Source organism: Streptococcus infantis (assembly GCF_047465185.1).
GTDB classification, from domain to species: domain Bacteria; phylum Bacillota; class Bacilli; order Lactobacillales; family Streptococcaceae; genus Streptococcus; species Streptococcus infantis_O.
Genome location: NZ_JASHAJ010000004.1, coordinates 1 through 19891, shown reverse-complemented (window position 1 = coordinate 19891; position 19891 = coordinate 1). Strand labels below are relative to the sequence as shown.

Annotated in this window: 22 protein-coding genes; 21 read left to right on the top strand and 1 reads right to left on the bottom strand. The window is 38.9% G+C overall.

All coding sequences use genetic code 11. The features are described 5' to 3' along the window. The first annotated feature begins 12 nt into the window (after window positions 1-12). The 19 genes from QM382_RS07975 (at window position 13) to gap (ending at window position 15975) form a co-directional block, all read left to right on the top strand. Entirely contained in the window at window positions 13-651 is a 639-nt protein-coding gene (locus QM382_RS07975) for an adenylate kinase (protein ID WP_414272953.1), read from the top strand. Between the two features lie 117 nt (window positions 652-768). Further along, window positions 769-987: a translation initiation factor IF-1 gene (gene infA, locus QM382_RS07970; RefSeq protein WP_001029883.1), complete on the top strand. Its 219-nt coding sequence runs from the start codon at window positions 769-771 to the stop codon at window positions 985-987. Between the two features lie 24 nt (window positions 988-1011). Continuing rightward, complete coding sequence (rpmJ, locus tag QM382_RS07965; protein WP_001808836.1) at window positions 1012-1128, top strand: 50S ribosomal protein L36; 117 nt, start codon at window positions 1012-1014, stop codon at window positions 1126-1128. A gap of 17 nt (window positions 1129-1145) precedes the next feature. Continuing rightward, a complete protein-coding gene (gene rpsM, locus QM382_RS07960; RefSeq protein ID WP_004251117.1) occupies window positions 1146-1511 on the top strand; it encodes a 30S ribosomal protein S13 in 366 nt (121 codons plus the stop codon). Window positions 1512-1528: 17 nt separating this feature from the next. Beyond that, a complete protein-coding gene (gene rpsK / locus QM382_RS07955) occupies window positions 1529-1912 on the top strand; it encodes a 30S ribosomal protein S11 (RefSeq protein WP_001118385.1) in 384 nt (127 codons plus the stop codon). 43 nt (window positions 1913-1955) lie between these two features. Further along, window positions 1956-2891 carry a DNA-directed RNA polymerase subunit alpha gene (locus tag QM382_RS07950; RefSeq protein ID WP_004251121.1) on the top strand — a complete coding sequence of 312 codons (936 nt, stop codon included), beginning with the start codon at window positions 1956-1958 and terminating at the stop codon, window positions 2889-2891. An 11-nt stretch (window positions 2892-2902) separates the two neighbouring features. Then, the gene (rplQ, locus tag QM382_RS07945) at window positions 2903-3289 is read left to right on the top strand and encodes a 50S ribosomal protein L17 (protein ID WP_000331493.1); all 387 of its coding nucleotides are present in this window, start codon (window positions 2903-2905) and stop codon (window positions 3287-3289) included. A 262-nt stretch (window positions 3290-3551) separates the two neighbouring features. Continuing rightward, window positions 3552-3818, top strand: coding sequence for an ACT domain-containing protein (locus tag QM382_RS07940; protein WP_006149010.1), 267 nt, complete (start codon window positions 3552-3554; stop codon window positions 3816-3818). A 9-nt stretch (window positions 3819-3827) separates the two neighbouring features. Beyond that, window positions 3828-5165, top strand: a complete 1338-nt coding sequence (locus QM382_RS07935) for a PFL family protein (RefSeq protein WP_049494408.1) — start codon at window positions 3828-3830, stop codon at window positions 5163-5165. A gap of 310 nt (window positions 5166-5475) precedes the next feature. Next, window positions 5476-5847 carry a ribonuclease P protein component gene (rnpA, locus tag QM382_RS07930; protein ID WP_025169334.1) on the top strand — a complete coding sequence of 124 codons (372 nt, stop codon included), beginning with the start codon at window positions 5476-5478 and terminating at the stop codon, window positions 5845-5847. After that, window positions 5822-6637, top strand: a complete 816-nt coding sequence (locus tag QM382_RS07925) for a YidC/Oxa1 family membrane protein insertase (RefSeq protein WP_053092418.1) — start codon at window positions 5822-5824, stop codon at window positions 6635-6637. The genes rnpA and QM382_RS07925 overlap by 26 nt, the downstream gene beginning before the upstream one ends. 14 nt (window positions 6638-6651) lie before the next feature. Beyond that, window positions 6652-7608 (top strand): RNA-binding cell elongation regulator Jag/EloR, encoded by a 957-nt coding sequence (gene jag / locus QM382_RS07920; protein WP_049494407.1) that lies wholly within the window; start codon window positions 6652-6654, stop codon window positions 7606-7608. A 53-nt stretch (window positions 7609-7661) separates the two neighbouring features. Further along, complete coding sequence (locus tag QM382_RS07915) at window positions 7662-8282, top strand: ribonuclease P (RefSeq protein ID WP_414272952.1); 621 nt, start codon at window positions 7662-7664, stop codon at window positions 8280-8282. A 118-nt stretch (window positions 8283-8400) separates the two neighbouring features. Continuing rightward, window positions 8401-10377 (top strand): transketolase, encoded by a 1977-nt coding sequence (gene tkt, locus QM382_RS07910; RefSeq protein ID WP_414272951.1) that lies wholly within the window; start codon window positions 8401-8403, stop codon window positions 10375-10377. Between the two features lie 114 nt (window positions 10378-10491). After that, entirely contained in the window at window positions 10492-10812 is a 321-nt protein-coding gene (gene yajC, locus QM382_RS07905) for a preprotein translocase subunit YajC (protein ID WP_414272950.1), read from the top strand. A gap of 48 nt (window positions 10813-10860) precedes the next feature. Continuing rightward, complete coding sequence (locus QM382_RS07900) at window positions 10861-11298, top strand: low molecular weight protein-tyrosine-phosphatase (RefSeq protein ID WP_414257353.1); 438 nt, start codon at window positions 10861-10863, stop codon at window positions 11296-11298. Next, window positions 11291-11704, top strand: a complete 414-nt coding sequence (locus QM382_RS07895; protein ID WP_024056349.1) for an MORN repeat-containing protein — start codon at window positions 11291-11293, stop codon at window positions 11702-11704. Before QM382_RS07900 ends, QM382_RS07895 begins: the two co-directional genes overlap by 8 nt. A gap of 299 nt (window positions 11705-12003) precedes the next feature. Continuing rightward, window positions 12004-14655 (top strand): bifunctional acetaldehyde-CoA/alcohol dehydrogenase, encoded by a 2652-nt coding sequence (gene adhE, locus QM382_RS07890; protein ID WP_247922310.1) that lies wholly within the window; start codon window positions 12004-12006, stop codon window positions 14653-14655. A 309-nt stretch (window positions 14656-14964) separates the two neighbouring features. Then, the gene (gap, locus tag QM382_RS07885) at window positions 14965-15975 is read left to right on the top strand and encodes a type I glyceraldehyde-3-phosphate dehydrogenase (protein ID WP_006154814.1); all 1011 of its coding nucleotides are present in this window, start codon (window positions 14965-14967) and stop codon (window positions 15973-15975) included. Between the two features lie 66 nt (window positions 15976-16041). Here the strand turns inward: gap and QM382_RS07880 are convergent, their stop codons facing one another. Further along, window positions 16042-16917, bottom strand: a complete 876-nt coding sequence (locus tag QM382_RS07880; protein WP_414272949.1) for an RluA family pseudouridine synthase — start codon at window positions 16915-16917, stop codon at window positions 16042-16044. An 88-nt stretch (window positions 16918-17005) separates the two neighbouring features. Here QM382_RS07880 and pbp2a point away from each other — a divergent pair, with 88 nt between their 5' ends. Together pbp2a and QM382_RS07870 are read left to right on the top strand one after the other, a co-directional pair. Continuing rightward, window positions 17006-19231, top strand: coding sequence for a penicillin-binding protein PBP2A (gene pbp2a, locus QM382_RS07875; protein WP_414272948.1), 2226 nt, complete (start codon window positions 17006-17008; stop codon window positions 19229-19231). A gap of 182 nt (window positions 19232-19413) precedes the next feature. Continuing rightward, window positions 19414-19891 (top strand): sigma factor (locus QM382_RS07870; protein ID WP_049494401.1); only part of this gene is annotated, 478 nt, incomplete at its 3' end.

Below are 19891 nucleotides of genomic sequence, written 5' to 3'. Positions count from 1 at the left end.
GGAGTTTGAATCATGAATCTTTTGATTATGGGTTTACCTGGTGCAGGTAAAGGGACACAAGCAGCGAAAATTGTTGAACAGTTTCACGTTGCCCACATCTCAACAGGTGACATGTTCCGTGCAGCAATGGCTAACCAAACTGAAATGGGTGTATTAGCTAAGTCTTATATCGATAAAGGCGAATTGGTTCCAGATGAAGTTACAAATGGAATTGTTAAAGAACGTCTTTCTCAAGATGATATTAAAGAAACTGGTTTCTTGTTGGATGGATACCCACGTACAATTGAGCAAGCTCATGCCTTAGATAAAACATTGGCTGAACTTGGAATTAAACTTGAAGGTGTTATCAACATCGAAGTAGACCCATCTTGCCTACTTGAACGTTTGAGTGGTCGTATCATTCATCGTGAAACTGGCGAAACTTTCCATAAAGTATTCAACCCACCAGTTGATTACAAAGAGGAAGATTACTACCAACGTGAAGATGATAAACCTGAGACAGTAAAACGTCGTTTGGATGTTAATATAGCTCAAGGTGAACCAATCATTGCTCACTACCGTGCTAAAGGTCTAGTACATGATATCGAAGGTAACCAAGATATCAATGATGTCTTTAAAGATATTGAAAATGTCTTGACAAATTTGAAATAAAAGCGTTTTTCAGACTTGCAAAATGTCTTGACAAATGTTATACTGAATTAGTCTGACTTATAATTGTTGTCTCTGTGTCTAGAGGCATCAAATCGAAATTTAGGGAGGTACTTTTGCGTGGCAAAAGACGATGTGATTGAAGTTGAAGGCAAAGTAGTCGATACAATGCCTAACGCAATGTTTACGGTTGAACTTGAAAATGGACATCAGATTTTAGCAACAGTTTCTGGTAAAATTCGTAAAAACTATATTCGTATTTTAGCGGGAGATCGTGTTACTGTCGAAATGAGTCCATATGACTTGACACGTGGACGTATCACTTACCGCTTTAAATAATCGAAAAACTTGGAGGGATAAGAAATGAAAGTAAGACCATCGGTCAAACCAATTTGCGAATACTGTAAAGTAATTCGTCGTAATGGTCGTGTTATGGTAATTTGCCCAGCAAATCCAAAACACAAACAACGTCAAGGATAAGATAGAAAGGAGAAAACATGGCTCGTATTGCTGGAGTTGATATTCCAAATGACAAACGCGTAGTTATCTCATTGACTTATGTCTATGGTATCGGACTTGCAACATCTCAAAAGATTTTGGCAGCTGCTGGAGTTTCAGAAGATATTCGTGTTCGTGACCTTACATCAGATCAAGAAGATGCTATCCGTCGTGAAGTGGATGCAATTAAAGTTGAAGGTGACCTTCGTCGTGAAGTGAACTTGAACATCAAACGTTTGATGGAAATCGGTTCATACCGTGGGATCCGTCACCGTCGTGGACTTCCTGTCCGTGGACAGAACACTAAAAACAACGCTCGCACTCGTAAAGGTAAAGCTGTTGCGATTGCTGGTAAGAAAAAATAATATAGGAGGTAAAAGTCTTGGCTAAACCAACACGTAAACGTCGTGTGAAAAAGAATATCGAATCTGGTATTGCTCATATTCACGCTACATTTAATAACACTATTGTTATGATTACTGATGTGCATGGTAATGCAATCGCTTGGTCATCAGCTGGTGCTCTTGGTTTCAAAGGTTCTCGTAAATCTACACCATTTGCTGCTCAAATGGCTTCAGAAGCTGCTGCTAAATCTGCACAAGAACACGGTCTTAAATCAGTTGAAGTTACTGTAAAAGGTCCAGGTTCTGGTCGTGAGTCAGCTATTCGTGCTCTTGCTGCCGCTGGTCTTGAAGTAACAGCAATTCGTGATGTGACTCCAGTGCCACACAATGGTGCTCGTCCTCCAAAACGTCGCCGTGTATAATCATTACCTTTACACTGCTTTTCGTTTAAGAGGGAGTAACTAAATGATCGAGTTTGAAAAACCAAATATAACAAAAATTGATGAAAATAAAGATTATGGCAAGTTTGTAATCGAACCACTAGAACGTGGATACGGTACAACACTTGGTAACTCTCTTCGTCGTGTACTTCTTGCTTCTCTTCCAGGAGCAGCTGTTACATCTATCGATATCGATGGAGTATTACATGAATTTGATACAATTCCTGGTGTTCGCGAAGACGTGATGCAAATCATTCTGAACATTAAAGGTATTGCAGTTAAATCATATGTAAAAGACGAAAAGACTATTGAACTTGATGTTGAAGGTCCTGCTGAGGTGACAGCCGGAGATATTTTAACTGATAGTGATATTGAAATCGTAAATCCAGATCATTATCTTTTTACAATCGGAGAAGGTGCTTCATTTAAAGCAACTATGACTGTAAACACTGGTCGTGGTTATGTACCTGCAGATGAAAATAAAAAAGATAATGCCCCAGTTGGAACACTTGCTGTAGATTCTATTTATACACCAGTTACAAAAGTTAACTATCAAGTTGAACCTGCTCGTGTAGGAAGCAATGATGGTTTCGACAAATTAACCCTTGAAATCTTGACAAATGGAACTATTATTCCAGAAGATGCTTTAGGGCTTTCAGCACGTATTTTGACAGAACATCTTGATTTGTTTACAAATCTAACAGAGATTGCTAAATCTGCAGAAGTGATGAAAGAAGCTGATACTGAATCGGACGACCGTATTTTAGAACGTACGATTGAGGAACTTGACTTGTCTGTACGCTCATATAACTGTTTGAAACGTGCTGGTATCAATACTGTGCATGATTTGACAGAAAAATCTGAAGCAGAGATGATGAAAGTAAGAAATCTTGGACGCAAGAGTTTGGAAGAAGTGAAACTCAAACTCATTGATTTGGGTCTTGGATTAAAAGATAAATAAAGGAGGAATACATGGCTTACCGTAAACTAGGACGCACTAGCTCACAACGTAAAGCAATGCTTCGCGATTTGACAACTGACCTTTTGATCAACGAATCAATCGTGACAACTGAAGCTCGTGCTAAAGAAATCCGTAAAACTGTTGAAAAAATGATTACTCTAGGTAAACGTGGTGATTTGCATGCACGTCGTCAAGCTGCTGCTTTCGTACGTAATGAAATCGCATCTGAAAACTATGATGAAGCAACTGATAAGTACACTTCTACTACAGCACTTCAAAAATTGTTCTCAGAAATCGCACCTCGTTACGCAGAACGTAACGGTGGATACACTCGTATCCTTAAAACTGAACCACGTCGTGGTGATGCAGCGCCAATGGCGATCATCGAATTAGTATAAAATCATCAATTTTGTTGAGTGTTATGATGATGGAGCCCTGTGCTCTTAGTCTAGCTCTGGTCTACCGCTAGGACTTTTGTCCTAGCGGGAACACTCATCATAAGATGGTAGGGTAGACGCTTGTTTACGAAATTGTTTTTCTTTTAAGAACAATTTCGTAAGCAGGCGTTTTTTAGTTTTTTTGAAGTAAATGTGCTATACTGAGAAAAAAGAAAAATATAGATATGGTTATTTTCTATGATTTCAAAGATGGAGGACCAATATGAAAGCTATTATAACTGTTGTTGGAAAAGATAAGGGTGGTATTGTTGCAGGTGTTGCGACTAAGATTGCTGAATTAGGATTAAATATTGATGATATTTCACAAACTGTCTTGGATGAGTTTTTTACCATGATGGCTGTAGTATCCAGTGATGAAAAACATGATTTTACTCAACTAAGAAATGAGTTTGAAGCCTTTGGCCAGACATTGAATGTCAAAATCAATATTCAGAGCGCAGCTATTTTCGATGCTATGTACAATATATAGGAGGTGCTTATGGATATTAGACAAGTTACCGAAACTATTGCAATGATTGAAGAGCAGAATTTTGATATTCGTACCATTACCATGGGAATTTCTCTTCTTGATTGTATTGATCCAGATATTGATAAGGCTGCAGATAAAATATATGAAAAAGTTACGACTAAGGCGGCGAATTTAGTGGCAGTCGGTGATGAAATTGCTGCTGAGTTAGGTATACCTATTGTCAATAAACGTGTATCAGTAACACCGATTTCTCTAATTGGTGCGGCTACAAATGCAAGGGACTATGTACCATTAGCCAAAGCTTTAGATAGAGCAGCAAAAGAAATTGGCGTAGATTTTATTGGTGGTTTTTCTGCTTTGGTACAGAAAGGCTATCAAAAAGGAGATGAAATACTCATCAATTCGATTCCACGTGCTTTAGCTGAAACTGATAAAGTTTGCTCTTCAGTAAATATTGGTTCAACAAAGTCAGGAATCAACATGACTGCTGTAGCTGATATGGGTCGAATTATCAAGGAGACAGCTGAGCTTTCAGATATGGGTGCTGCAAAACTTGTCGTTTTTGCCAATGCAGTTGAGGACAATCCTTTTATGGCCGGAGCCTTTCATGGTGTTGGTGAAGCTGATGTTATTATCAATGTAGGTGTTTCAGGGCCTGGTGTTGTCAAACGTGCTTTAGAAAAAGTTCGCGGCCAAAGCTTTGATGTAGTTGCTGAAACTGTTAAAAAGACAGCCTTCAAAATTACTCGGATTGGTCAATTAGTTGGCCAGATGGCTAGTGAAAGACTAGGTGTTGATTTTGGGATTGTTGATTTGAGTTTAGCACCTACTCCTGCAGTGGGGGATTCTGTAGCTCGGGTTCTGGAAGAAATGGGACTGGAAACAGTTGGGACTCATGGGACGACTGCCGCTTTAGCTCTTTTAAATGACCAAGTAAAAAAAGGCGGAGTAATGGCTTGCAACCAAGTCGGTGGTCTGTCAGGTGCTTTCATACCAGTTTCAGAAGATGAGGGTATGATAGCAGCAGTGCAAAATGGTTCCCTAAATCTTGAGAAATTAGAAGCCATGACTGCTATCTGTTCAGTTGGATTGGATATGATTGCCATTCCAGCTGATACCCCGGCAGAAACGATTGCGGCTATGATTGCGGATGAGGCAGCAATTGGTGTTATTAATATGAAAACCACAGCTGTCCGTATCATTCCAAAGGGTAAAGAAGGCGATATGATTGAGTTTGGTGGCTTGTTAGGAACTGCCCCAGTTATGAAAGTCAATGGAGCTTCTTCGGCTGATTTCATCGCTCGTGGAGGACAGATTCCAGCTCCAATTCATAGTTTTAAAAATTAATAAAAAAATAAAATGATTTAAGTTCAATTTAAGGATAGGTGTGTATACTCTAATCATTAAATAAAGACCTCCTAACTTTATTTAATAGAAATCCTAAACTTTTTCATAATAATCTCCTACAAAAGTCGCTCGTAAGAGTGGCTTTTGTTTTGTATTCTTTAAAAAACTAGTAAAATTTCATTGATTCTGGTCAAATTTTTTAAGAATGGCGACTTTTTTCGAAGTCAAACCAGTCTAAAACCTTGCCATGATTGGCTTTTTGAAAAATTATGGTATAATAGTAGTAGTTTTATTAGATGGAGTAGAATTTTTGAGAAAAAGCTTTCGTGTAAAAAAAGAGAAAGATTTCGACGCCATATTTAAAAAGGGAGCAAGTGTAGCTAATCGAAAATTTGTTATTTATCGATTAGAAAACAATGAAACACATTTTCGAGTAGGTTTATCAGTCAGTAAAAAATTAGGAAATGCTGTGACAAGAAACCAAATCAAGAGAAGAATCCGGCATGTTCTCATTCAAAATAGTAATCAACTTGTTGATAATGTTGATTTTGTTGTGATTGCTCGAAAAGGCGTTGAACTATTAGAATATGCAGAAATTGAAAAAAACTTACTTCATGTTTTGAGATTAGCAAAGATTTACCAGGAAGGAAATAAGAGTGAAGAAGAAATTACAATTGACTAGTTTGTTAGGTTTGTCCTTGTTGGTAATGACTGCTTGTGCAACTAGTGAAGTGTCTGCAGATTCTGCAGACTTTTGGAGTAAACTTGTTTATTTTTTTGCTGAAATTATTCGATTTTTGTCATTTGATGTCAGCATTGGTTTAGGGATTATTCTGTTCACAGTCTTGATTAGAACAATACTGTTACCAGTCTTTCAAACACAAATGGTGGCTTCCAGAAAAATGCAAGAGGCGCAACCTCTTATCAAAGAATTGCGCGAACGTTATCCAGGTCGCGACATGGAAAGTCGTACTAAGCTAGATCAGGAAACACGTAAATTATTTAAAGAATTAGGCATTAAGCAATCCGCATCCTTCTGGCCACTTTTGATTCAAATGCCAATTCTATTGGCTCTTTTCCAAGCTTTATCAAACGTAGATTTTTTGAAGACAGGCCACTTTTTATGGTTCAATCTAGGTGGAGCTGATACCACTTTCGTACTACCTATTTTAGCTGCCCTATTCACCTTCCTCAGTAGCTGGCTTTCAAATAAAGCTTTGCCTGAGAAAAATGGTGCAATGACAGGTATGATGTATGGGATGCCTGTTATAATCTTCTTTTTTGCAATATCTGCTCCAAGTGGTGTCGCTCTTTACTGGGCGGTTTCAAATGCTTATCAAGTATTGCAAACTTACCTTTTGAACAACCCCTTCAAAATCATTGCAGAGCGTGAAGCAGATGTGCAAGCTAAGAAGGATTTAGAAGTTAAGAAAAGAAAAGCTCAAAAGAAAGCACAGAAAAAGAAAAAGTAAGGAGAAATCTGATAATGGTATTATTTACAGGTTCAACAGTTGAAGAAGCAATCCAAAAGGGATTGAATGAATTAAATATTCCGAGAATGAAAGCTCATATCAAAGTTGTTTCGAGAGAAAAAAAGGGATTTTTTGGACTTTTTGGTACAAAACCAGCTCAAGTTGATATCGAAGCAATCAGTGAAACAACTGTTGTAAAAGCAAATCAGCAGGCGATCAAAGGTGTTCCAAAAGAAATTAATGATCAAAATGATCCAGTTAAAACAGTCAGTGAAGCAACCGTTGATTTGGGACATGTAGTTGCTGCTATCAAGAAAATTGAAGAAGAAGGCCAAGAAATTTCTGAAGAAGTCAAGGCTGAAATTCTTAAGAATGATAAAGAAGCCAGCACGATTTTAGAAGAAACAGGCCATATTGAAGTTTTAAAAGAATTGCAACCTGAAGAAACTCAAGATGAAGTTGAGCCTGAAAAAGGCAGCGACTTAGAAAGTCTTGGTTTGAAAGTCGAGCCAACATACGACACCGAAAAGGTTGTTGAAGAAGTAACCAATTATGTTCAAGCAATCATCGATGATATGGATGTTGAGGGAACTATTTCTAGCACTTCTAACCGTCGCTCTATCAACATGCAAATTGATACAAATGAGCCAGGCCGTATCATTGGTTACCATGGTAAGGTTTTGAAATCCCTTCAACTTTTGGCACAAAATTACCTCTACAATCGTTATTCAAAAACTTTCTATATTACTATCAACGTGAATGATTATGTAGAACATCGTGCAGAAGTGTTACAGAGTTATGCTCAAAAATTAGCTACACGTGTCTTGGAAGAAGGCCGTAGTCAGATGACAGATCCAATGTCAAGCAGCGAGCGTAAAATTATCCATCGTATCATCTCACGAATGGAAGGTGTTACCAGCTACTCTGAAGGTGACGAACCAAATCGTTACGTTGTAGTTGACACAGAATAAAAAATGAAAAATCAGGGGAAACCTGATTTTTTTCTAACTGAAGAAGGAGTAAAATGAAAGAAATCAAGGACTATCTTGCTTATCAAGGAGAACAGTACCGGAATCCCGAAAAAGCAGGAACTGAAAAGGATAAAATGCTAGACCTGCGTCAAAAAGGGCAGGAAGCGCGAAAGGCATTTACTCACCTAGCAGAATGTTTTCAAGCTAGGCATTCCGATTGGAATTTACACCCCACCAGTCAATGGATGAATCAAGCGCAGAGATTACGACCACATTTCTGGGTTTATTTACAGAGAGAGGGGCATGTAACAGAGCCCATGATGGCTCTTCGTTTGTATGGAAATCAGAATAATTGGGGAATCTCTATAGAAGTCAGCCTTGTAGAGAGAAAGAAAGATGAGACTACCTTGTCAAAACAGGCTAAAATATTGGATATCCCAGTGGTTGATGGAATCTATTATTGGGTTCAGAAGAACGATGAAAGCTATAGAGTACAAGCTACTGAGGAGAATAGACAACTTTTAAGACAACAATTATCCAATCAGGAGATTCGTAAGGTTTTAGTAAAAGTTGATATTCCAGTAGCCGATGAAGATACTATAGATAAGGTTCTAGATAAACTTGATAGAGGTTTTGAAAAACTATCACCTTACTATCAAGTGACTAGAGATTAGTATAATCGGCTGAGTCATTTTATAGTAAATTGTTTTATTGCTATTCTATCTGTTTTTTCATATAATAGTAGAATAGGATATGTGATAAACTTATCACCTTAAATAGAAAGGAAATTCTATGTCAAATCTATCTGTTAATGCTATTCGTTTCTTAGGTATTGACGCTATTAATAAAGCTAATTCAGGTCACCCAGGAGTGGTTATGGGTGCAGCTCCGATGGCTTACAGCCTTTTCACTAAAGAACTTCGTATCAATCCAGCTCAACCAAACTGGATCAACCGCGACCGTTTCATTCTTTCAGCTGGTCACGGATCAATGCTTCTCTATGCCCTTCTTCACCTTTCTGGATTTGAAGATGTGAGCATGGTTGAAGTGAAGAACTTCCGTCAATGGGGCTCTAAAACTCCAGGTCACCCAGAATTTGGTCATACAGCAGGGGTTGATGCAACAACAGGCCCTCTAGGACAAGGGATTGCGACTGCGACAGGTTTTGCACAAGCAGAACGTTTCCTTGCAGCCAAATATAACCGCGAAGGTTATAACATCTTTGATCACTACACATATGTTATCTGTGGAGATGGTGACTTGATGGAAGGTGTATCAAGTGAAGCTGCTTCTTATGCAGGTTTGCAGAAACTTGATAAATTGGTTGTTCTCTATGATTCAAATGATATCAATTTGGACGGTGAGACAAAAGATTCATTCACAGAAAGTGTTCGCGATCGTTACAATGCTTACGGTTGGCATACAGCCTTGGTTGAAGATGGGACAGACTTAGAAGCTATTCAAGCAGCTATTGAAGAAGCTAAGGTTTCAGGGAAACCATCTTTGATTGAAGTAAAAACTGTTATTGGTTATGGTTCGCCAAACAAACAAGGAACTAATGCCGTACACGGTGCTCCTCTTGGTGCAGACGAAACTGCTACAACTCGTCAAGCCCTTGGTTGGGACTACGAACCATTTGAAATCCCAGCAGAAGTTTATGCTGATTTCAAAGAAAATGTTGCGGACCGAGGTGCATCAGCATATGAAGCATGGACAAAACTAGTTGCAGATTATAAAGAAGCTTACCCAGAGCTTGCTGCAGAAGTGGAAGCAATCATCGACGGACGCGATCCAGTTGAATTGACTCCAGAAGACTTCCCAGCTTTAGAAAATGGCTTCTCTCAAGCAACTCGTAACTCAAGTCAGGATGCTTTAAATGTAGTGGCTGCTAAATTGCCAACCTTCCTTGGCGGATCAGCTGACCTTGCTCATTCAAATATGACTTACATCAAAACTGACGGACTTCAGGACGATGCAAATCGCTTAAATCGTAACATCCAATTTGGTGTTCGTGAATTTGCAATGGGTACTGTCTTGAACGGAATGACTCTTCACGGTGGACTTCGAGTTTATGGTGGAACTTTCTTCGTATTCTCAGATTACCTTAAAGCGGCAGTTCGTTTGTCAGCTCTACAAGGTCTTCCTGTAACCTATGTCTTTACTCACGATTCAATCGCAGTTGGTGAAGATGGACCAACTCATGAACCAATTGAGCACTTGGCAGGACTCCGTGCGATTCCAAACCTTAATGTTTTCCGTCCAGCAGATGCGCGTGAAACTCAAGCAGCTTGGTATCAAGCAGTGAAGAGTGAAAAAACACCAACTGCCCTTGTCTTGACTCGTCAAAACTTGACTGTTGAGGAAGGAACAGACTTTGATAAGGTTGCGAAAGGTGCTTATGTTGTCTATGAAAATGCTACAGACTTTGACACGATTTTGATTGCAACAGGTTCAGAGGTTAATCTAGCTGTTGCAGCTGCTAAAGAATTGGCAAGTCAAGGTGGAAAAGTTCGCGTAGTCAGCATGCCATCTACGGATGTCTTTGATGCACAAGATGCCGCATACAAAGAAGAAATCCTACCAAATGCGGTTCGTCGACGTGTGGCTGTTGAAATGGGAGCGACTCAAAACTGGTATAAATACGTTGGTCTTGATGGAGCAGTTCTCGGGATTGATACCTTTGGAGCATCTGCACCAGCTTCAAAAGTTTTAGCAGAATATGGATTTACAGTTGAAAACTTAGTAGAACTTGTAAACAACTTGAAATAAGAAAAATCAGAGCTTTGCTCTGATTTTTATTAACCTAAAACCAAGGTGTAATCTTGTAAAAATAGTTTAAATTTGATATAGTAGTTTTATCTAAATTACAAAGGAGAAAATACTATGAATGCAAATTTAACATTTGTGATTATGCTTGTAGTCATGTTTGGATTGATGTTCTTTATGCAACGTTCTCAAAAGAAACAAGCGCAAAAGCGTATGGAAAGCTTGAACAAGCTTCAAAAAGGCTATGAAGTCATTACTATCGGTGGTTTATACGGTACAGTTGATGAAGTTGATACCGAAAACAGAACGATCGTACTTGATGTAGACGGAGTTTACTTGACTTTTGAACTTGGAGCTATCAAATCTGTCTTGCCACTTAAAGAGGCTGTTACGTCAGAAGGTACAGTTGTTGATGGTGAAAGCGCGATTGAAGAATAAAACGGGGTGGATCTCATACCCCTTTTTCTATGAAGATGGGGAATAATAATGAAGAAAGTTGTTTTTGTATGTCTTGGCAATATTTGTCGTAGTCCTATGGCGGAATTTGTAATGAAATCCCTGACCGATAAATATGAGATTCAAAGTCGTGCGACTTCTTCTTGGGAACATGGCAACCCAATTCACAAAGGAACCCAGAAAATTTTTAAAGCTCACGAGATTCCTTACGATTCATCAAAAACATCACAGCAAATTTCTAAGGATGATTTTGAATATTTTGATTATGTCATTGGAATGGACGAGTCCAATCTTCTAGATTTGACTCAGATGTGTCCTCAAGACCAACAACACAAGCTAGAGGCATTTGCTTCTGAGGGTGTTCCTGATCCATGGTATACAGGTGATTTTGATGAAACTTACGATCGAGTTTTAACTGGTTGCCAAGCTTGGCTAACACGTTTAGAAAATGAGGCAAAAAATGGATAATTTAAAGAAATTCTATGATAAGTACAGTGTCTATATAACGCGTCCTCGTTTGGAAATTGCAACAGTAGTAGTCATAGCTCTTTGTGCTATATTTGTATTTGTGGGGAATATGCCTAAGCAAGGAGTTTTAAAATTGGATGGCGATTCACTTGTATATGATGGAAGTATTGTACGTGGAAAGATGAATGGCAAAGGCACAATGACCTTCTCAAATGGCGACACTTATACTGGTGAATTTAAAAATGGAGCATTTAACGGTAAAGGGACCTACCAAGCTAAAGAGGGCTGGGTTTATGAAGGTGACTTTGTTAATGGCCAAGCTGAAGGAAAAGGAAAACTGACTACAGAGCAAGAAGTTGTCTATGAAGGTGACTTTAAACAAGGGCTCTTCCAACAAGCACAATAACCTCCTCTTAGAGGGGGTAATATACCGCACCTATAGAAAGCGCTTACATGGAAATTAAGACGCCTTTCAATACCTTTTTACAATGAAGTTTGTGAAAAATAAAAGTTTTACGAGATTATTCACAAAGTATAAGCTAAAAAGCGTATGGGTAGGGATGTGCAAAATTATTTTCACAAGCGAATAAAAAAAGTTTGTGAAATTTCTATGAAACTGTTTACAAATCTTGAAAAAAGAGTTATAATAAGATTGTGAAAAAATTAACAAAGGACTTACAATCCTTGAAAGCTATGGAGGAAAATATGGCTGATAAAAAAACTGTAACACCAGAGGAAAAGAAACTCGCTGCTGAAAAGCATGTCGATGGTTTGGTGCAAAAAGCTTTGGTTGCCCTTGAAGAAATGCGTAAACTTGACCAAGATCAAGTCGATTATATTGTAGCAAAAGCTTCAGTTGCAGCTCTTGATGCCCACGGAGAATTGGCTTTACATGCCTTTGAAGAAACAGGACGTGGAGTATTTGAAGATAAAGCGACTAAAAACCTATTTGCTTGTGAGCACGTGGTAAATAACATGCGCCACACTAAAACAGTTGGTGTTATCGAAGAAGATGATGTAACAGGATTGACTCTTATCGCTGAACCGGTTGGTGTTGTTTGTGGTATCACTCCAACAACAAACCCTACTTCAACAGCAATCTTTAAAGCTTTGATTTCATTGAAGACTCGTAATCCTATTGTCTTTGCGTTCCACCCATCAGCTCAAGAATCATCAGCTCACGCTGCTCAAATCGTGCGTGATGCAGCGATTAAAGCAGGAGCTCCTGAAAACTGTGTACAGTGGATTACTGAACCATCTATGGAAGCAACTAGCGCATTGATGAACCACGAAGGTGTTGCAACAATCCTTGCAACAGGTGGGAATGCCATGGTTAAAGCTGCATATTCATGTGGGAAACCAGCTCTTGGGGTAGGTGCCGGAAACGTTCCAGCTTATGTTGAAAAATCAGCTAATATTCGCCAAGCTGCTCACGATATCGTAATGTCTAAATCGTTTGATAATGGTATGGTCTGCGCATCTGAACAAGCGGTTATTATTGATAAAGAAATTTATGATGAATTTGTAGCAGAGTTCAAATCTTACCACACTTACTTTGTAAACAAAAAAGAAAAAGCTCTTCTTGAAGAGTTCTGCTTCGGCGTGAAAGCAAATAGCAAAAACTGTGCTGGTGCAAAATTGAACGCTGACATCGTTGGTAAACCAGCAACTTGGATTGCAGAACAAGCAGGATTTACTGTTCCAGAAGGAACAAACATTCTTGCTGCAGAATGTAAAGAAGTTGGCGAAAACGAGCCGTTGACTCGTGAAAAATTATCACCAGTTATCGCAGTTTTGAAATCTGAAAGTCGCGAAGACGGTATTGCAAAAGCTCGTCAAATGGTTGAATTTAACGGTCTTGGGCACTCAGCAGCTATCCATACAGCTGATGAAGAATTGACTAAAGAATTTGGTAAAGCTGTTAAAGCTATTCGTGTTATCTGTAACTCACCTTCTACTTTCGGTGGTATCGGGGATGTTTATAATGCCTTCTTGCCATCATTGACACTCGGATGTGGTTCTTACGGACGTAACTCAGTTGGGGATAACGTTAGCGCCATTAACCTCTTGAATATCAAAAAAGTCGGAAGACGGAGAAATAACATGCAATGGATGAAACTTCCTTCAAAAACATACTTTGAACGTGATTCAATTCAATACCTTCAAAAATGTCGTGACGTTGAGCGTGTCATGATCGTTACTGACCACGCTATGGTAGAGCTTGGCTTCCTTGATCGTATCATCGAACAACTTGACCTTCGTCGCAATAAGGTTGTTTACCAAATCTTTGCAGATGTAGAACCAGATCCAGATATCACTACAGTTGAACGTGGTACTGAGATTATGCGTTCCTTCAAACCAGATACAATCATTGCTCTTGGTGGTGGATCACCAATGGACGCTGCTAAAGTAATGTGGCTCTTCTACGAGCAACCAGAAGTGGACTTCCGTGACCTTGTACAAAAATTCATGGATATCCGTAAACGTGCCTTCAAATTCCCATTGCTTGGTAAGAAGACTAAATTCATCGCGATCCCAACAACTTCAGGTACAGGATCTGAAGTAACTCCATTTGCCGTTATCTCTGATAAAGCAAACAACCGTAAATACCCAATCGCTGACTACTCATTGACACCAACTGTGGCAATCGTAGACCCTGCCTTGGTATTGACAGTTCCTGGATTTGTTGCTGCTGACACTGGTATGGACGTATTGACTCACGCGACTGAAGCTTACGTATCACAAATGGCTAGCGACTACACTGACGGTCTTGCTCTTCAAGCGATCAAACTCGTATTTGAAAACCTTGAAAGCTCAGTTAAGAATGCAGACTTCCACTCACGTGAGAAAATGCATAACGCTTCAACTATTGCTGGTATGGCCTTTGCTAATGCCTTCCTAGGTATTTCTCACTCAATGGCTCACAAGATTGGTGCACAATTCCACACAGTTCACGGACGTACAAATGCAATCTTGCTTCCATACGTTATCCGTTACAATGGTACACGCCCAGCTAAGACAGCTACATGGCCTAAGTACAACTACTACCGTGCAGATGAGAAATATCAAGATATCGCTCGTATGCTTGGCCTTCCAGCTTCTACTCCAGAAGAAGGGGTTGCATCTTATGCTAAAGCTGTTTACGAACTCGGTGAGCGCGTAGGTATCGAAATGAACTTCAAAGCACAAGGTGTTGACGAGAAAGAATGGAAAGAACATTCACGCGAATTGGCCTTCCTTGCTTATGAAGATCAATGTTCACCTGCAAACCCACGTCTTCCAATGGTTGATCATATGCAAGAAATCATCGAAGATGCTTACTATGGTTACAAAGAAAGACCAGGACGTCTTAAATAATTGATTATCAGTCAGAGACAGGAGTAATCCTGTCTCTTTTTATGATTTTCCAAAATAGAAGAGTTTAAAAGTTTAACAAAAAAGTTTTGTAAATAACTATAAAGATGTATGTTGATAGACTTTTGACAAAGGGAATCTATATAAAATTGTGTATCTAGAAAGTAGAAAACTGAAGTGAAAATCAACGTCAGCGCTTGCAATAAAACTAAAATAGTTATATAATAGGTTTGTTGAAAGGTGATTTGTAGTGATTCAAGTTACTCTTTTCACAATAAAATTTTCATGATTTTCATAAGGAGGAAATCACTAATGGTAGTTAAAGTTGGTATTAACGGTTTCGGTCGTATCGGTCGTCTTGCTTTCCGTCGTATCCAAAACGTAGAAGGTGTTGAAGTTACTCGCATCAACGACCTTACAGATCCAGTTATGCTTGCACACTTGTTGAAATACGACACAACTCAAGGTCGTTTCGACGGTACTGTGGAAGTTAAAGAAGGTGGATTCGAAGTTAACGGTAAATTCGTTAAAGTTTCTGCTGAACGTGATCCAGAACAAATCGACTGGGCTAACGACGGTGTAGAAATCGTTCTTGAAGCAACTGGTTTCTTTGCTACTAAAGCAGCTGCTGAAAAACACTTGCATGCTGGTGGTGCTAAGAAAGTTGTTATCACTGCTCCTGGTGGATCAGATGTTAAAACAGTCGTATTTAACACTAACCACGATATTCTTGATGGTACTGAAACAGTTATCTCAGGTGCTTCATGTACTACAAACTGCTTGGCTCCAATGGCTAAAGCTCTTCAAGATAACTTCGGTGTTGTAGAAGGATTGATGACTACTATCCACGCTTACACTGGTGACCAAATGATCCTTGACGGTCCACACCGTAAAGGTGACCTTCGTCGTGCACGCGCTGGTGCTGCTAACATCGTTCCTAACTCAACTGGTGCTGCTAAAGCAATCGGTTTGGTTATCCCTGAATTGAACGGTAAATTGGACGGAGCTGCACAACGCGTTCCTACTCCAACTGGATCAGTAACTGAATTGGTAGTTGTTCTTGAAAAGAACGTTACTGTTGATGAAGTAAATGCAGCTATGAAAGCTGTTGCTAACGAATCATACGGTTACACTGAAGATCCAATCGTTTCTTCAGACGTTGTAGGTATGTCATACGGTTCATTGTTTGACGCAACTCAAACTAAAGTTCTTGACGTTGACGGTAAACAATTGGTTAAAGTTGTATCATGGTACGACAACGAAATGTCTTACACTGCACAACTTGTACGTACTCTTGAATACTTCGCAAAAATTGCTAAATAATTTCTGAGTCAAAAAAGCAAGACCTATTGGTCTTGCTTTTTGTATCTAAAAAAATGGATGATTTTATCATCCATTTTGTTTTAATTCTCTTTCAAATGTATCTGAGAGTGTGGTAAAGCTTAATTTATTTAAAGTCAGAGGGTGGATAAAGGATAGTTTAAATGCGTGAAGCATCAGCCTCTTGTTTTTTGAGTGTGGGTTGTAGAGAGGGTCCCCGAGGATTGGATGTCCGTGGTGAGATAGGTGGACTCGGATTTGATGAGTACGTCCTGTTTTTAATCTACACCGAATGAGACTGGTTTTGTTTTGAAATTGTTTTAACCGAGTTACATGAGTTTCGGCGTATTGACCATTTTTTTGATCCACAATTCTTTTCCTACGATCGTGGCGATTGCGACCGATTTTATCTCGGAAGATCAAGTCCTTAGCCGCTAATCTTCCATCAACCAGAGCCCAGTATTCTCGAGAAATCTCTTTCTTTTCTAATAAGCGATTAAGGATAGGCAATATAAATGGATTCTTAGCAAACAGTACGAGACCACTTGTTTCCATATCTAGTCTATGAACAACATAGCAGGTTTGGCCGACATAGGCGCTGACATGATTGAGAAGAGCTATCTCGTCTGGCTGATTTCCGTGCGTCTTCATGCCCTCAGGTTTATTGACGATAATTAAATGTTGATCTTGATAGACTTCTTCGACAAGTTTGGGGTTTCCCCAGAGAATTTCTTTTGTAGGGTAATCTTCCTCGTCGAAAATCAATTGACATTCATCTCCAGCCTTGACTGTTTGATGCCAATGCACCTCTTCTTGATTAATGAGGATATGTTTCTTGGTTCTCAAAAAGTGCCTTATTTTTCGAGGTATTAACAGCTGTTCTTCTAGAAAATGTTTGACAGTCGTTTCGGGTAGAGAGTTGGGGATCGTAAAGGTAAATTTCATACTGATATTGTAACAAAAATCAATTTATTTGGACAGGGGAACTAGCAAAATTCTTGTCTTCCTATGGGGAAGATGATAAAATATACGCATGAAATTAGATACATTATTTGAAAAAATTCTTTCTTTATTTAAGAAAGAAGAATCTGAAATTGAAGAAACAGAGATTAACGAAGTTGACTATGAAGAAAATGAGTCAAGTAATTTAAGACGTTCAAGAGGGGGACGAAAGAAGACCGGTGCAGTTGGCCCTGTTAGAAAATTTTGGCGTCGCTATCACTTGACAAAAATTTTTCTGATTCTAGGACTCAGCGCCAGCTTGTTTGTTGGGGCCTATCTATTTGCGTTAGCAAAATCGACGAATGTTACAGACTTACAAAACGCTTTAAAAACACGTACTCTGATTTTTGACAGAGAAGAAAAAGAAGCGGGTGCCCTATCAGGCCAAAAAGGGACCTATGTCGAACTTTCGGATATTAGTGAAGATTTGCAGAATGCTGTTATTGCGACAGAAGATAGAAGTTTCTATAAAAATAGTGGAATTAACTATGGACGCTTTTTCCTGGCTATCCTAACAGCTGGTCGTTCGGGTGGTGGTTCTACAATTACCCAACAATTAGCGAAAAACGCTTATCTTTCACAAGATCAAACTGTGCAGAGAAAGGCCAAAGAATTCTTCTTAGCTTTAGAATTAACCAAAAAATATAGCAAGAAGGAAATTCTAACCATGTACTTGAACAATGCATACTTCGGTAATGGAGTTTGGGGTGTTGAGGATGCAAGTAAAAAATACTTCGGGGTCTCAGCTTCTCAATTGACACTTGATGAAGCTGCGACTTTAGCAGGAATGCTGAAAGGACCAGAATTATACAACCCTTTGAATTCAATTGAAGCTTCAACTAATCGCAGAGATACTGTTCTGCAAAATATGGTAGTTGCTGGTTATATTGATAAGAATAAAGAAGCGGAAGCTGCAGGTGTTGATATGGCATCTCAGCTCCAGGATGCTTACGAAGGGAAAGTTTCAGACTACCGCTATCCATCCTATTTTGATGCAGTTGTTAATGAAGCAATTGAAAAGTATAATCTAACTGAAGAAGAAATTGTGAACAATGGTTATCGGATTTATACGGAGTTGGATCAGAATTACCAAGCTAATATGCAGGTCATTTATGAAAACACTTCTCTTTTTCCGTCGGCGGAAGATGGAACTCATGCTGAATCGGGTAGTGTTGCTCTAGAACCAAAAACAGGAGGAGTTCGAGGAGTTGTTGGTCGTGTAGCAGGAGATGATAAAGCTGGTTTCCGAAATTTCAACTATGCAACTCAATCAAAAAGAAGCCCAGGTTCAACTATTAAGCCCTTAGTTGTCTACACCCCAGCGATTGAAGCCGGTTGGGCTCTGAATAAAGAGTTGGATAATCACACGATGAAGTATGGTGATTACAAGGTCGATAACTATGCAGGGATCAAAACGTCACCAGAAGTTCCAATGTATCAAGCCTTAGCCGAGTCTTTAAACCTCCCTGCTGTAGCAACAGTTAAACAACTTGGCATCGACAAGGCTTTTGAATCAGGTGAAAGATTTGGACTTGATTTAACGAATGTGGATCGTGTGTTAGGTGTAGCTCTAGGAGGTGGCGTGGAAACTAACCCACTACAAATGGCCCAGGCTTATGCAGCATTTGCAAATGAAGGTTTGATGCCTGAAGCGCATTTTATTACACGAATTGAGAATGCGAGTGGACAAGTCATTGCTACTCACAAAAATTCTCAAAAACGTGTAATCGATAAGTCAGTAGCCGATAAAATGACTAGCATGATGCTAGGGACCTTCACAAATGGTACAGGAATAAGTTCATCGCCTGATGGTTATGTCATGGCTGGAAAAACTGGAACGACAGAAACTGCTTTTAACCCAGAATATACGAGTGATCAATGGGTTGTTGGTTATACGCCTGATTTAGTCATTAGTCACTGGCTTGGTTTCCCGACTACTGATGAAAATCATTACCTAGCAGGTTCGACATCAAATGGAGCTGCTTATATTTTTAGAAGCATGGCAGAAACAATTCTTCCATATACGCCAGGAAGCACCTTTACCGTTGAGAATGCTTATGAACTAAACGGCATAGCACCTAGAAATTCTCAAAATCAAGCCACTGACAATGGTGGTGCGCAGTCAAATGACTCTATAAATGACATTCAAAGTCGAGCTCAGAACCTTATTGATGAGGCAGAAAAAGCTATATCGGATGCAAAAATTAAAGAAAAAGCAAAAACCGTCTGGGATACAATTGTAGATTTATTTCAATAATTTTTAAAAGACAAGAGCATAACTCTTGTCTCTTTTTATATCCTAAAAAGTCTAAAAAGATATCCCAACGAAATATCAAATATTCAAAAAAATAAAATCAGGCAAGATAAATAACAAAATAGAAGAAATGTCGTAATTCGTCTCTACCTCTGCTATACTAATGGCAGAAAAGGAGAATGACTATGTTAGAAATGAATTACCACGAAGTAAAAGCTATTGTACATAAGTGTAGAAAAGAATACTATCTTCATTTATGGGAAAAAGAAGATTGGGATCAAGAAGGAATGATTTGCCTACATGAATTATTAGAAAATCACCCTGATTTTAAGGAAAATAAAGATAAGGAATTTTATACCTACTTCAAAACAAAGTTTCGAAATCGAATTTTGGATGCAGTTCGAAAACAAGAAAGTTATAAAAGAAGATTGGATCGACAAGCTTATGAAGAAGTGAGCGAGATTAGCCATCGATTAGGCGAAGGAGGGTTGTTGATAGATGAATCTTACGCATTACAAGAAGTGCTTAAAGAGTATCGAGCAGGATTAGGAAAAGAAAAATTGGAGTTATTTGAACGATTGTTAGCTGATGAGCGATTCAAAGGAAGAAAAGCAATGTTGAAAGAACTAAAGCATGTACTAAGAGATTTTTCTCCCAAAAGAT